The following is a 12,661-nucleotide window of genomic DNA, read 5'->3' as shown; positions in this document are numbered from 1 at the left end:
CCGCGGACGGGCGTGCTTCACTGGACAGTGCCCTTCGGGACCTCCGGTCGGCCGCGCGCGCAAGGGGCCGTCCCCCCACGGAACGGAAGAGTGGATTGAGATGCTCCGCTACACGCTGATGCGCCTCGGGATCTTCTTGGGCTGCCTCGTGGTGGTCTGGGGACTCGTCTACTCCGGCATCTTCCCGTCCGGCCGCAACGGCTCCAACGGCTGGTGGGTCCTGCTGCTGGCCCTGGTGATCTCCGCGCCGATCAGCTTCGTCGTCCTGCGCAAGGAACGCGACCGGGCCTCGATGAAGGTCGCCGAGCGCGTGGACCGTATGAAGGCGAACATGCGGGCCAGCGCGGGCGTCGAGGACGCGGCGGACGAGCAGGCCCGGAGCGAGGCCGAGGCGGCACGCTCCGAGGCGTCCAAGGCGTCCTGACGCGAGGCGTCCACATCCTCACGGCGGGACCGAGCGGCCCGCACCCCCCTGCTCAGACAGACAGCTCGCGCACCTCGCCCACCACGTGGGTGCGGGACGCGTCGGCCGAGCGCAGCGCGAAGCGTCCGGTGCCGTCGGCGGCGTGGACGACCGTGCCCGGCAGCAGCACCGGGGCCTTGAACTCCACCCGCACGTCGGCGGCCTCGGGTGTGCCCTGCGCGGCCAGGCAGCGGGCCGCGGTCCACATGCCGTGCGCGATCGCCCGCGGGAAGCCGAACAGGCGAGCGGTGAGCGGGTGCAGGTGGATCGGGTTGCGGTCCCCGGACGCGGCACCGTAGCGACGTCCCAGGTCGCCGGGGAGCGTCCACCGGTCCACCTCCGGCAGCGGCGTCCGCGCGGCGGAGTGCGCGCCGGACCCGCCGGCGGCGGGTGCGGCACCGTCCGGGGTGCGGTGGCGGGCCAGATAGGTGCTCGCCGACTCCCACACCACGGTGCCGTCCGCGCGCAGCTCGGTGACGACGGTGGCCTCGGTGCCCCGCCGGTGCGGTGCGAGTCCGGCGACGTGCACGGCCAGCTCGTAGGCGTCCGTGGCGGGCAGGGCGGCGTGCCGGGTGATCCCGATCGAGGTGTGGACCAGGCCGAGCAGTGGCAACGGGAAGTCCCGGCCGCTCATCAGCCGCATCGCCAGCGGAAAGCCGAGCACATGCGGATAGGTGACGGGCAGGGTGCCGTCCTCGGGGAAGCCGCAGATGCTCCGGTAGGCGGCGAGCCGTGCCGTATCGGCCCGGACGGAGGGCAGCACCAGCCGGGTGCGCGGGCAGGGGGCGTCGGGGCGGGGCCGCCGCAGCGGCGAGCGCAGTGCGCCCCGCAGCAGCAGTGGTGCGAGGGCCGGCGGCCGGCCGAGGACGACGGGGGTCGGGGCCGGTCCGGACGTGGAACGGCGGGGGTCGGTGCCGGTCATCTCTCAGGCCCCCAGCAGGCTCTGGCCGCAGACGCGGACGACCTGGCCGTTGACGCCGCCGGAAGCCGGGTGGGCGAGCCAGGCGGTGGTCTCGGCGACGTCGACGGGCTGCCCGCCCTGGGCGAGGGAGTTCATCCGGCGGCCCGCCTCGCGGATGAACAACGGGATCGCGGCCGTCATCGCCGTCTCGATGAAGCCGGGGGCGACCGCGTTCACGGTGACCGCGTGCTCGGCCAGCGCACGCGGGGCCAGGGCACGCACCAGGCCGACGATCCCGGCCTTGCTCGCCGCGTAGTTGGTCTGCCCGGCGTTGCCGGCGAGCCCCGCGATGGAGGCGGTGGCCACGACCCGGCCGCCGGGCCGCAGGGTGCCCGCCGCGAACAGCTCGTCGGTGATGCGCAGGACGCTCGCGAGGTTCACCTCCAGCACGGGACTCCAGCGCTCCGCGGGCATGTTGACCAGGCGCCGGTCCCGGGTGATGCCCGCGTTGTGGACGAGGACGTCCAGCCCGTCGGGCAGGGCGGCGGCGATCCGCGCGCCCGCGTCGGCGGCGGTGACGTCCAGCAGCAGCGCGGTGCCGCCGAGCCGTTCGGCCACGCGCCGGGCGTCCGCCTCCGCCTGCGGCACGTCCAGGACGACGACATGGGCGCCGTCGCGGGCGAGGGTGGTGGCGACCGCCTCGCCGATGCCGCGGGCGGCGCCGGTGACCAGGGCGGTGCGGCCGGCCAGCGGGCGCGACCAGTCCTCGGGCGCGGTCGGTTCGTGACCGGCGACGTGGACGACCTGGCCACTGACGTACGCCGACTTCGGAGAGAGCAGGAACCGCAGGGTGGACTCGGCGGCGCGGGCGTCGTCGAGCCGCACCAGGTTGACGGTCCTGCCCCGGCCGATCTCCTTGCCGAGGGAGCGGGTGAAGCCCTCCAGCGCCTGCTGGGCGGCGGACTGGTGGTGGTCGTCGGGATCGAGCGGGGCACCGAGGACGACCACCCGTCCGCCGGCCCGGACGGACCGGACGACCGGGTGCAGGGCGGCGTGCACCTCGGCGAGCGCGGCGACGTCCCGCACCCCGGTGGCGTCCAGCACCACGGCGGCCGGGTCGCGGTCCCCGGCGGGCAGCCCGGTGCGGTCCAGGACGGGCGCGAGATCGAGCGCGGAGGTGCCCGCGGTCAGGTGCAGCAGCGGGCCGTCGAGCCCGGGATGCTCCGGTGACCAGCGGCGCAGGGTGGCCGGCTGGGGCAGGCCGAGGCGGCGGGTGAGGAAGCGGCCGGGCGCGGTGGCGGTGAAGCGGAGGTAGCGGTCGGCCATGATGTCCGTCTCCCACGGGTCGACAGGTGCTGCGAAACGCGTGCGCTGCGTTACTGTTACCGGCGGTAAGCCTACAGACGGGTGAGGAGCAGGTCGAGATGAGTCCCCTTCAGCCCACGGCCCGGCCGGTGCGCCGGGTGGCGGTCGTCGGCGGTGTCCGCATCCCGTTCGCCCGTTCCGACGGCCCCTACGCCACCGCCTCCAACCAGGAGATGCTCACCGCCGCCCTGGACGGCCTGGTCGAGCGCTTCGACCTGACGGGGCCGGGCGTGGTCGGCGAGTTCGTCGCCGGCGCCGTCCTCAAGCACAGCCGCGACTTCAACCTCGCCCGCGAGACCGTCCTCGGCTCGCGCCTGGACCCGCGCACCCCGGCGTACGACATCCAGCAGGCCTGCGGGACCGGACTGCAGGCGGTGATCGCCGCCGCCAACAAGATCGCGTTGGGGCAGATCGAGTCCGCGGTCGCCGGCGGCACCGACACCACGAGCGACGCCCCGCTGGGCGTCAACGACCAGCTGCGCCGCATCCTGCTCCAGGCCCGGCGGGCCAGGACGGCCGCGGCGCGCCTGAAGGCGCTGGCGCGGATCCGTCCCGCCCACCTGATCCCCGACATCCCCCGCAACGCCGAGCCGCGCACCGGCCTGTCGATGGGCGAGCACGCCGCCGTCACCGCCCGCGCCTGGGGGATCGGCCGACGGGCGCAGGACGAACTGGCCGCCGCCAGCCACCAGCGGCTCGCCGCCGCCTACGAACGCGGCTTCTTCGACGACCTCGTGGTCCCCTTCCGCGGCCTGACCCGCGACCAGAACCTCCGCCCCGACAGCACGGTGGAGAAACTGGCCCGGCTCAAGCCCGTGTTCGGCCTGGACCAGCCGGAGCCGACCATGACCGCGGGCAACTCCACCCCGCTCACGGACGGCGCCGCCACCGTCCTGCTGGCCAGTGAGGACTGGGCGCGCGAGCGCGGCCTGGAACCGCTGGCGTATCTGACGGCCTGCGAGACGGCGGCGGTCGACTTCGTGCACGGGGACGTGGCCGACGGCGAGGACGGGCTGCTCATGGCACCCGCCTACGCCGTGCCGCGGATGCTGGAGCGGGCCGGGCTCGGCATCGAGGACTTCGACTTCGTCGAGATCCACGAGGCCTTCGCCTCCCAGGTGCTGGCCACCCTGGCGGCCTGGCAGGAGCGCGGCCTGGCCCCGGTCGACCGCTCCCGCCTCAACGTCGCCGGCTCCTCCCTGGCCACCGGGCACCCCTTCGCCGCCACCGGCGCCCGGATCGTGGCCACCCTGGCCAAGCTGCTCGCCGAGCGCGGCGGTCCCGGCCGCGGGCTGATCTCCGTGTGCGCGGCCGGCGGGCAGGGCGTGACGGCGATCCTGGAACGGTACTGAGGGCGTGTCCGGCGAGCCGCCGCGTCCGCCCCGGAGAGGGCGGGCCCGGCGGCGGCAACGGGGTCGGGAACGGGGGTGCGGGAGCGGCCCCGGCCGCAGGCGTCCGGCCGGCCCCCGTGGGCCGGTCCGCCGACGTCCGTGCACGTGCACACACCCGGCCCCGGACCATCGCCCGATCTGCCCCGGAACCGCACGGATTCCTCACGAGCGCGCCGTACGATCCCGCTTGCGACCGGCGGTAACACCCAAGCCCGTACAGTTCGCACCACCGGAGAGCACATCGGTACGCACGGCGCGTACGTGCGCAGCACAGCAGCACACCGCTGCAGGCCCCAGGAGCTGCCATGCCCATCAAGTACTCGTCCTCGTCGCCGTCCGCGTTCCCGGTGCCGGCCGCCGGGGAGGACGACCGCGATCCCGGTGCTCCCCCGCCGCTCGTGCCCCCGCAGATCCGGCGGCTGGACGGTGTGGTGCGGGAGGCCTATGTGCCCCCGCTGGTGCCGCAGGTCACCCACGGGTCGCTGGCCGACCTGCCGTTCGAGAACGCGGAGGCGGACCCGCAGCGCCACGTCCTCAGCCGCCGCGGCGAGGACGGGACGTGGACGCATGTGACCGCGGCCGAGTTCGCCGCACAGGTCACGGCCCTGGCCAAGGGGCTGATCGCGGAGGGGCTGGTCCCCGGCGACCGGATCGCGGTCATGGCGCGCACCACCTACGAGTGGACGCTGCTCGACTTCGCGGCCTGGGCGGCGGGCCTGGTCAGCGTGCCCGTCTACCCCACGTCCTCCCTCTACCAGACCTGCGCGATCCTGCAGGACTCCGGTGCGGTCGCCCTGGTGACCGAGACGACCGCCCAGGCGGCGGCCGTCGGACCGGAGCGCGAGCGGCTGCTCGACCTGCGCCACGTCTGGGTCCTCGACCAGGGCCACCTGGACCGGCTGGCCGAGCGCGGCGCCACCGTCCCGGACCAGGAGATCGACGTGCGCCGCGGCGTCATGGGTCCCGACACCCTCGCCACCCTCGTCTACACCTCCGGCACCACCGGCCGGCCCAAGGGCTGCGCCCTGACCCACGGCAACTTCCTCGCCGAGGTGGACAACGCCGTCGAACTGCTCCACCCGGTGTTCAAGGGCAAGCCGGGCGAGGAACAGGCCACCCTGCTCTTCCTGCCGTTGTCGCACGTGTTCGGGCGGATGGTGGCCGTCGCCTGCGTCCGCGCCGGGGTGCGCCTCGGCCACGCCCCGAGCCTGAAGTCGGAGGACCTGCTCGCCGACCTCGCGAGCTTCCGGCCGACCTTCCTGCTGGCCATCCCGTACATGCTGGAGAAGGTCTACAACAGCGCCCGCGCGGCCGCCGAGCGCAGCGGCAGGGGCCCCGCCTTCGACCGTGCCGCGCAGGTGGCCCGCCGCTGGGCCGAGACCATGGAGGCACGCCGGGACGGCTCCGGCCCCGGCCCCGGCGGCGCCCTGAAGGCGGCCCGCGCCGTGTACGACCCCCTCGTCTACCGGCGCATCCGCAACTCGCTCGGCGGCCGCCTGCGCCATGTCGTCACCGGCGGCTCGCCGCTCGGCCGGAGCCTGGCCGCCTTCTACACCGGGGCGGGCATCTCCGTCTACGAGGGCTACGGCCTGACGGAGACGACGGGCGCCGCGACCGTCACGCCGCCGCAGCGGCCCCGCATGGGCACGGTCGGCTGGCCGCTGCCTGGCACCAAGGTGCGCATCGCCGCCGACGGCGAGGTGCTGCTCAGCGGGAACCATGTGTTCCGCGGGTACTGGGACCCGCACGCCGGGGGCGTCGTCCCGGCGGCGCGCGACGGCTGGTTCCCGACCGGCGACCTCGGTCACCTGGACGACGACGGCTATCTGACGATCATCGGCCGGAAGAAGGAGATCCTGATCACCGCGGGCGGCAAGAACGTGGCCCCGGCCCCGCTGGAGGACTGGCTGCGCTCCCACCCGCTGATCTCCCAGTGCATGGTGCTGGGCGACGGCCGCCCCTACATCTCCGCGCTGATCACCCTGGACCCGGACGGCATCACCCACTGGCGCCGGATGAACGGCAAGCATCCGGTGCCGCCGGAGCTGCTGGTCGACGACCCGGAGCTGTTGGCCGTGCTGCAGCGCGCCGTGGACGAGGCCAACAAGCTGGTCTCCCGTCCGGAGTCGATCCGCCGCTTCGCCGTGCTGCCGGTGGACTTCACCCAGGAGGCCGGGCATCTGACCCCGTCCATGAAGCTCCGCCGCGAGGCCGTGCTGCGGGACTTCGCCCGGCAGGTCGAGGAGCTCTACAGCAGCTGAGAGGCGCGAGCCGGGACCGGGCCCGGCGGGCGACGGGTGGCGGGCGGTGCGCGGGCCGCCGGGTCAGGCGGTGGCGGGCGGCTTGCGGGCGGTGAGGAAGGCCTGGGGCGCGGTCTCGCCGAGGGTCTCGTCCGGTTCGCGCACCAGCCGGGCCTGCACGGCGAAGCCGGCCGCCGTGAGCAGCGCCTCGATGTGCTCGGGACGCCGCCGCTGGAAGTCGAGGGTGACCGGGCGGCCGAAGGGCCGCTCCAGGCGCAGCGGCGCCTCGCCGGCCTGGAAGGCGACCAGGAGCCGCCCGCCGGGGGCGAGGACCCGGTGGAACTCGGCGAACAGGCCGGGCAACCGGTCCTCGGGCGTGTGGATGGAGGAGTACCAGGACAGGGCGCCGGCGAGCACCCCGTCGGGAAGGTCCAGCTCGAGGATGGAGCCCTGCTCGAAGCGCAGATGCGGGTTCTCCCGGCGGGCCACGGCGAGCATCGACGCGGACAGATCCACCCCGAACACGGGCAGGCCGAGCCGGTGCAGCAGGGCCGTGACCCGTCCGGGACCGCAGCCGAGGTCGGCCACCTCGCCGCCGAGGCCGTCCGAGGCGATCTGCTCGGCGAAGGCCGTGAGCACGGCACGCTCCAGCGGCCGGGGGTCCAGGTCCCCGCGGAAGTGCTCGGCGTAGTCCTCGGCGATGGCGTCGTAGAAGGCGCGGGTGGCGTGCAGGAAGCCGGTGGCTTCGGCGGTGTCCGACATGGGGGTGCACCCTAAGGGAGGACACCGGCGCCGCTGCGGGACGCGGAGGCGTGTGTGTCCGGGAAACGGCCGTTCGGCGCGTCCGGGAAGGGGTGCACGGCGATGTACGCGTCCGGGAAATGGCCGGAAACCGCCCGTCCGGGCCGGGACAGCACCGCCCCGCGGCACCGGTACCGCGGGGCGGTCCGTGGGCGGGGCGGGAAGGGCAGGAGCCCCGTCGCCTGACGGCGCGGGGCTCCTTGGGTACTGCACTCAGAGCGCGGTGACGTTCTCCGCCTGCGGGCCCTTCGGGCCCTGGGTCACGTCGAAGCTCACCTGCTGGTTCTCTTCGAGAGAGCGGAAACCGGTCGCGTTGATCGCGGTGTAGTGGACGAAGACGTCGGGGCCTCCGCCTTCCTGGGCGATGAAGCCAAAGCCCTTTTCGGCGTTGAACCACTTCACGGTTCCGGTAGCCATAAGCCCTCCTTGGGCCCAAAGGGTCGCCCTGCTCCAGAACCTGCAAATGTGGAAACGAAATCGCCGCACAACTGCATACGGTCTGAAAACGACCAGAGCCCGCGGTCACATGCTCCGCAGGCTCTGTACTGCAAGGGAAACCAAAACTGCAACTTGCTGCGAGCGTAGCATGCGGGCCCCGGAAAGCAAGAGGGATCAAGATCACGTCACCCGGATGTTTGAAGGCTCTGGGCAGAGGTTGACCGAGTGGAATCGCAACGCGAAGGCTGACGCAGCGGCCGGTCGGGTGAGGCCGGGCCGCGCGCCGGGCTCCGGGAGGGGGTCCGGGCGGCCGGGGACGGGCCGGGGTCTAGTCTCGCGATGTGGACAATTCTCGCTCCCGGCCGCGTGTCGGCCACATTCAGTTCCTGAACTGCCTGCCTCTGTACTGGGGTCTCGCGAGAACGGGCACGCTGCTCGACTTCGAGCTGACCAAGGACACCCCGGAAAAGCTCAGCGAGCAGCTCGTGCGGGGCGATCTCGACATCGGCCCCATCACCCTCGTCGAGTTCCTCAAGCACGCGGACGAGCTGGTCGCCTTCCCCGACATCGCCGTGGGCTGCGACGGACCGGTGATGTCGTGCGTGATCGTCTCCCAGGTCCCCCTGGACCGGCTCGACGGCGCCCGCGTCGCCCTCGGCTCGACCTCCCGCACCTCCGTCCGCCTCGCCCAGCTGCTGCTCGCCGAGCGGTTCGAGGTGACGCCGGACTACTACACCTGCCCGCCCGACCTGGGCCTGATGATGCGTGAGGCGGAGGCCGGGGTGCTCATCGGCGACGCCGCCCTGCGCGCCAACCTGCACGACGGTCCCCGCTACGGCCTCGATGTGCACGACCTCGGGCAGCTGTGGAAGGAGTGGACGGGCCTGCCGTTCGTCTTCGCGGTCTGGGCGGTGCGCCGCGACTACCTCGAGCGGGAGCCGGTCATCACCCGCCAGGTGCACGAGGCGTTCCTGGCCTCGCGCAACCTCTCCCTGGAGGAGGTCGGCAAGGTGGCCGAACAGGCGGCGCGATGGGAGGCGTTCGACGAGAAGGTGCTGGAGCAGTACTTCACCACTCTCGACTTCAGCTTCGGCGCCCCGCAGCTGTCCGCGGTCGCGGAGTTCGCCCGGCGGGTCGGACCGACCACGGGCTTCCCGGCGGACGTGAAGGTGGAGCTGCTGCAGCCGTAGCCGCAGGGCTACCCGCGGCCGGGTCCGGGCCGGGGCCGGGGGGGGGGAGCGTGGCCGTGCGACATCCCCGCACGTCCCGATCCCCGCACGCCCCGCACCGCCGGCATCCTCCGCACCCTCGTCCGGGCCGCGCCAGGCCCGGACCCGGCCGCCGGTCTCCGTCACGTCTGCGCCGTCGCACCCTTGCCGGCGCCCCTGCCCCGCACCGCGTCCCCCACTGCGTCCCCCACCGCGCCCCGCACCGCGCCCCGCACCGCGCCCGGACCTGCCGCCCGACGGAGGCGGGCTGACGTCGGCTCGGAAGAACCGCTGGCGTAGGCTGGCCGGGTCCGTCCACAACCCTGACGAATCCAGCGAAGTCCAGCGAAGGGGACGCCGGTGACCGAGAAGGCCGACCTCCAGTCCGTTCTCGACCGTGCCGCCGCGGGCGGGCGGATCACCCCCGAGGAAGCCCTCGATCTCTACCGCTACGCCCCGCTGCACGCGCTGGGCGCCGCCGCGGACGCCGCACGCCGGCTGAAGTTCGCCGGCACCGAGCACATCGCGACGTACATCATCGAGCGCAACATCAATTACACCAATGTGTGCGTCACGGCGTGCAAGTTCTGCGCCTTCTACGCCGCTCCCAAGGACACGGAGAAGGGCTGGAGCCGGGACCTGGACGACATCCTGCGGCGCTGCGCGGAGACCGTGGAGCTGGGCGGCACCCAGATCATGTTCCAGGGCGGTCACCACCCGGACTACGGCGTGGAGTACTACGAGCGGGCCTTCCGCGCCATCAAGGAGGCGTTCCCGCAGCTGGTCATCCACTCGCTGGGCGCCTCCGAGGTCGCGCACATGGCCCGGGTGTCGGGTGTGTCGGTCGAGGAGGCCATCACCCGCATCCGCGACGCCGGTCTCGACTCCTTCGCGGGTGCCGGCGCCGAGCTGCTGCCCGAGCGGCCCCGCAAGGCCATCGCCCCGCTGAAGGAGTCCGGCGAGCGCTGGCTGGAGATCATGGAGATCGCGCACCGGCTGGGCGTGGAGTCCACCACCACCATGCTGATGGGCACCGGCGAGACCAACGCCGAGCGCATCGAGCACCTGCGGATGATCCGGGACGTCCAGGACCGCACGGGCGGCTTCCGGGCGTTCATCCCGTACACGTACCAGCCGGAGAACAACCACCTCAAGGGCCGCACGCAGGCGACGATCTTCGAGTACCTGCGGATGATCGCCATCGCCCGGCTCTTCCTGGACAACGTCATGCACATCCAGGGCTCCTGGCTCACCACCGGCAAGGACGTGGGCCAGCTGACCCTGCACTACGGCGCCGACGACCTCGGCTCGATCATGCTGGAGGAGAACGTGGTCTCCTCCGCCGGCGCCAAGCACCGCTCCAACCGGATGGAGATCATCGAGCTGATCCGCGCCGCGGGCCGGGTCCCGGCGCAGCGGTCCACGACGTACGAGCACCTCGTCGTCCATGACGACCCGGCGCACGACCCGGTCGACGACCGCGTGATGTCCCACATCTCCTCCACCGCGATCGAGGGCGGGACCGCGCACCCGGAACTGAAGCTGCTCGCCGCCGACTGAGGGGACGTCGCATGCTGACGCTTCACCTCGCCGACGCCGTCCGCACCGCGTGGGACGCCGCCCCGCTGACCGGCGCGGGTGTCGCCGTCGAGGGCACCCGGGTCGCGGCCGTGGGCCCGGCGGCCGAGCTGCGGCAGCGGTTCCCGGGGGCACGGGAGCGGCACTGGCCCGGCGTGCTCGGGCCCGCCCGGGTGCACGAGGGGCCGCTGCCCGAGGCGCCGAGCCCGCGGGAACGTGTCCACGCGGTGCTCAAGCTCGGCGCGGCGGCCGTGCTGGCCGCGGCCGTCGACACCCCCGACCTGCGGGACGCGGCCCGGCGCACCGACGTCGCCGTGCTCCCGGCGGTGCGGGCCGCGGCCGTGGTGCCGGGCGGGCGCGCGGACCTCGCCGTGTTCGACGCGGACGGCACCTGCCTGGCGACCGTGTGCGCCGGACGCCTGGTCCACCGCCGTCGGTGACCCCGGGGACGCCGCCGTCCCCTCCTGTGTGCCGTCGCCGGACGGAACGGCAGGTCAGGACGCGGCGGTGCGGGAAGCCGAGGCGCCCGGCGGGCGGCGTGCGGCCGCCTGCCACAATGGGCCCGTGACCCGCGCATCCCTGGACAAGCAGCCGCACGAAGTCGCCTCGATGTTCGACGTCGTGGCGGAACGGTACGACCTGACCAACGACGTGCTGTCCCTGGGACAGGACCGCAGGTGGCGCAGGGAGGTCGCCCGCGCCGTCGACGCCCGCCCGGCGCAGAAGGTCCTCGACCTCGCCGCCGGCACGGCCACCTCCTCGCTGCCCTTCACCCGCACCGGCGCCTACGTCGTCCCCTGCGACTTCTCGCTCGGGATGCTCCAGGTCGGCAAGCGGCGGCACACCTGGCTGCCGTTCACCGCCGGCGACGCCACCCGGCTGCCGTTCAAGGACGACACCTTCGACGCGGTCACCATCTCCTTCGGGCTGCGCAACGTGCAGGACACCGACGCGGCCCTGCGCGAGATGTACCGGGTGACCCGGCCCGGCGGGCGCGTGGTCATCTGCGAGTTCTCCCACCCCACCTGGGCGCCGTTCCGCACCGTCTACACCGAGTACCTGATGCGCGCCCTGCCGCCGCTGGCGCGGGCGGTGTCCTCCGCCCCGGACGCCTACGTCTACCTCGCCGAGTCCATCCGCGCCTGGCCCGACCAGGCGGCGCTGGCCGCACGGCTGCAGCAGGCCGGCTGGTCGCAGGTGGCCTGGCGCAACCTCAGCGGCGGCATCGTGGCCCTGCACCGGGGTTTCAAGGACTGACGCGGTCCCGGGCGTCTCGGGCGGGGCCGACGGTGCACGGCTCACCCGGCTCGTCCAGCGCACGGTGCAGGCCGTCCGAGGGCGGTGGCGGGACGCGCGGTTCGCGGACGCCTCCGGCGCCCTCGCCGGGCCCGAAGTCGAACCAGACGTACACCATCGAGTCCCGGGGCACCTCCTCCCCGGGCTGCGGATACTGGCGGACGACGTGGTCGACGACGGTGCGGTGGACATCGGGCCGGTCCGGGGCGCTCAGCCACAGGCCCCGCGCCCGGGCGATCTCGCGGGCGTCCACCGCCATCAGCCCCACCAGACGCGGCACACGGACTTCGGGTGTCTTGGGTGTCGGGTACACGGGCGTCACCCCCAGCGGTACTGGCAGAGTAGCCGTCAGGTGTGCCGCCAGGAAGCGTCCGGTGTCTTTCCATGACTTTTCACTACCGTGAGTGAACGCCTCGCAGGTCGAGCCGGTAGCAGTGGTGCTCCCGCCGGGACACCGGCTCCCGGCAGCTCTCGGCCTGGTGCATGCCGAGGCGCCGGGCGACCGCGGCCGACCGTGCGTTGCGGGCGTCCACCACGGCCACCACGCGCGGCACACCGGCCGCCCGCAGCCGTTCGAGGGTGAGCCGGGCGGCGGCGGTGGCCAGTCCTCGGCCCCAGTGGGCCCGGCCGAGCCGCCAGCCGATCTCGATCTCGCCCTCGGGCCCCCAGTCGCGCTCCCACGGCTGGGCGCCGGTGAAACCGACGACCCGGTCCTCGGCGTCGAGGACCGTCCACAGGCAGAAGCCGCGCTCGGCGTCGTGCCGGCGCTGGCGGGCGGTCAGCTCCTCGTACACCGACAGGCCGGCGATCTCGCCGCCGAGGAACTCCATGACCTCACGGTCGTGGAAGACCCGGTGCCAGGCGACGGCGTCCTCGTCGGTGGGAACACGCAGCCGTACCACGGGAAGTGCGCGCATCACGGGACAGCCCTTCGGTCGGTTGATCAGCACCGCTGCATAGACTGCCCATGTCCAGTGCCG

General features: G+C 73.6%; 13 protein-coding genes. 7 read left to right on the top strand and 6 right to left on the bottom strand.

Annotated elements, in window-relative coordinates; all coding sequences use genetic code 11:
* Nucleotides 1–100 precede the first annotated feature (100 nt).
* Nucleotides 101–424 (top strand): DUF4229 domain-containing protein, encoded by a 324-nt coding sequence (locus OG899_RS11115; RefSeq protein ID WP_125496975.1) that lies wholly within the window; start codon nucleotides 101–103, stop codon nucleotides 422–424.
* 52 nt (nucleotides 425–476) lie between these two features.
* Here the strand turns inward: OG899_RS11115 and OG899_RS11110 are convergent, their stop codons facing one another.
* On the bottom strand, nucleotides 477–1,385 hold the full coding sequence (locus OG899_RS11110) for a MaoC/PaaZ C-terminal domain-containing protein (protein ID WP_168131530.1): 909 nt from the start codon (nucleotides 1,383–1,385) through the stop codon (nucleotides 477–479).
* 3 nt (nucleotides 1,386–1,388) lie between these two features.
* Complete coding sequence (locus tag OG899_RS11105) at nucleotides 1,389–2,690, bottom strand: 3-oxoacyl-ACP reductase (RefSeq protein ID WP_168131531.1); 1,302 nt, start codon at nucleotides 2,688–2,690, stop codon at nucleotides 1,389–1,391.
* A gap of 98 nt (nucleotides 2,691–2,788) precedes the next feature.
* On the opposite strand from OG899_RS11105, the gene OG899_RS11100 reads away from it, so the two are divergent.
* Together OG899_RS11100 and OG899_RS11095 are read left to right on the top strand one after the other, a co-directional pair.
* Complete coding sequence (locus tag OG899_RS11100; RefSeq protein ID WP_168131532.1) at nucleotides 2,789–4,081, top strand: acetyl-CoA C-acetyltransferase; 1,293 nt, start codon at nucleotides 2,789–2,791, stop codon at nucleotides 4,079–4,081.
* Between the two features lie 344 nt (nucleotides 4,082–4,425).
* Nucleotides 4,426–6,381, top strand: coding sequence for a long-chain fatty acid--CoA ligase (locus OG899_RS11095; protein ID WP_125496971.1), 1,956 nt, complete (start codon nucleotides 4,426–4,428; stop codon nucleotides 6,379–6,381).
* 63 nt (nucleotides 6,382–6,444) lie between these two features.
* On the opposite strand, the gene OG899_RS11090 is transcribed toward OG899_RS11095, so the two are convergent.
* Together OG899_RS11090 and OG899_RS11085 are read right to left on the bottom strand one after the other, a co-directional pair.
* Entirely contained in the window at nucleotides 6,445–7,122 is a 678-nt protein-coding gene (locus OG899_RS11090) for a class I SAM-dependent methyltransferase (RefSeq protein ID WP_125496970.1), read from the bottom strand.
* Between the two features lie 252 nt (nucleotides 7,123–7,374).
* Entirely contained in the window at nucleotides 7,375–7,578 is a 204-nt protein-coding gene (locus tag OG899_RS11085; RefSeq protein WP_125496969.1) for a cold-shock protein, read from the bottom strand.
* A 362-nt stretch (nucleotides 7,579–7,940) separates the two neighbouring features.
* On the opposite strand from OG899_RS11085, the gene OG899_RS11080 reads away from it, so the two are divergent.
* The 4 genes from OG899_RS11080 to OG899_RS11065 all read left to right on the top strand — a co-directional run bounded on the left by OG899_RS11080 (nucleotide 7,941) and on the right by OG899_RS11065 (nucleotide 11,642).
* Complete coding sequence (locus OG899_RS11080; protein ID WP_125496968.1) at nucleotides 7,941–8,789, top strand: menaquinone biosynthetic enzyme MqnA/MqnD family protein; 849 nt, start codon at nucleotides 7,941–7,943, stop codon at nucleotides 8,787–8,789.
* A 378-nt stretch (nucleotides 8,790–9,167) separates the two neighbouring features.
* Complete coding sequence (gene mqnC, locus OG899_RS11075; protein WP_125496967.1) at nucleotides 9,168–10,367, top strand: cyclic dehypoxanthinyl futalosine synthase; 1,200 nt, start codon at nucleotides 9,168–9,170, stop codon at nucleotides 10,365–10,367.
* 11 nt (nucleotides 10,368–10,378) lie between these two features.
* Nucleotides 10,379–10,825 carry an imidazolonepropionase-like domain-containing protein gene (locus OG899_RS11070; protein ID WP_125496966.1) on the top strand — a complete coding sequence of 149 codons (447 nt, stop codon included), beginning with the start codon at nucleotides 10,379–10,381 and terminating at the stop codon, nucleotides 10,823–10,825.
* A gap of 124 nt (nucleotides 10,826–10,949) precedes the next feature.
* Nucleotides 10,950–11,642 carry a demethylmenaquinone methyltransferase gene (locus OG899_RS11065; RefSeq protein WP_125496965.1) on the top strand — a complete coding sequence of 231 codons (693 nt, stop codon included), beginning with the start codon at nucleotides 10,950–10,952 and terminating at the stop codon, nucleotides 11,640–11,642.
* Here OG899_RS11065 and OG899_RS11060 read toward each other — a convergent pair.
* Entirely contained in the window at nucleotides 11,632–11,994 is a 363-nt protein-coding gene (locus tag OG899_RS11060) for a PASTA domain-containing protein (protein WP_125496964.1), read from the bottom strand. The two genes, OG899_RS11065 and OG899_RS11060, sit on opposite strands and share 11 nt — an antisense overlap.
* Before the next feature lie 82 nt (nucleotides 11,995–12,076).
* Nucleotides 12,077–12,601 carry a GNAT family N-acetyltransferase gene (locus tag OG899_RS11055; protein WP_406311008.1) on the bottom strand — a complete coding sequence of 175 codons (525 nt, stop codon included), beginning with the start codon at nucleotides 12,599–12,601 and terminating at the stop codon, nucleotides 12,077–12,079.
* Nucleotides 12,602–12,661 lie beyond the last annotated feature (60 nt).

The organism is Streptomyces thermoviolaceus, assembly GCF_045209695.1.
Classification (GTDB): domain Bacteria; phylum Actinomycetota; class Actinomycetes; order Streptomycetales; family Streptomycetaceae; genus Streptomyces; species Streptomyces thermoviolaceus.
Note: the sequence above shows the minus strand (reverse complement) of the source record. Positions and strands in the feature narration are given on the sequence as shown.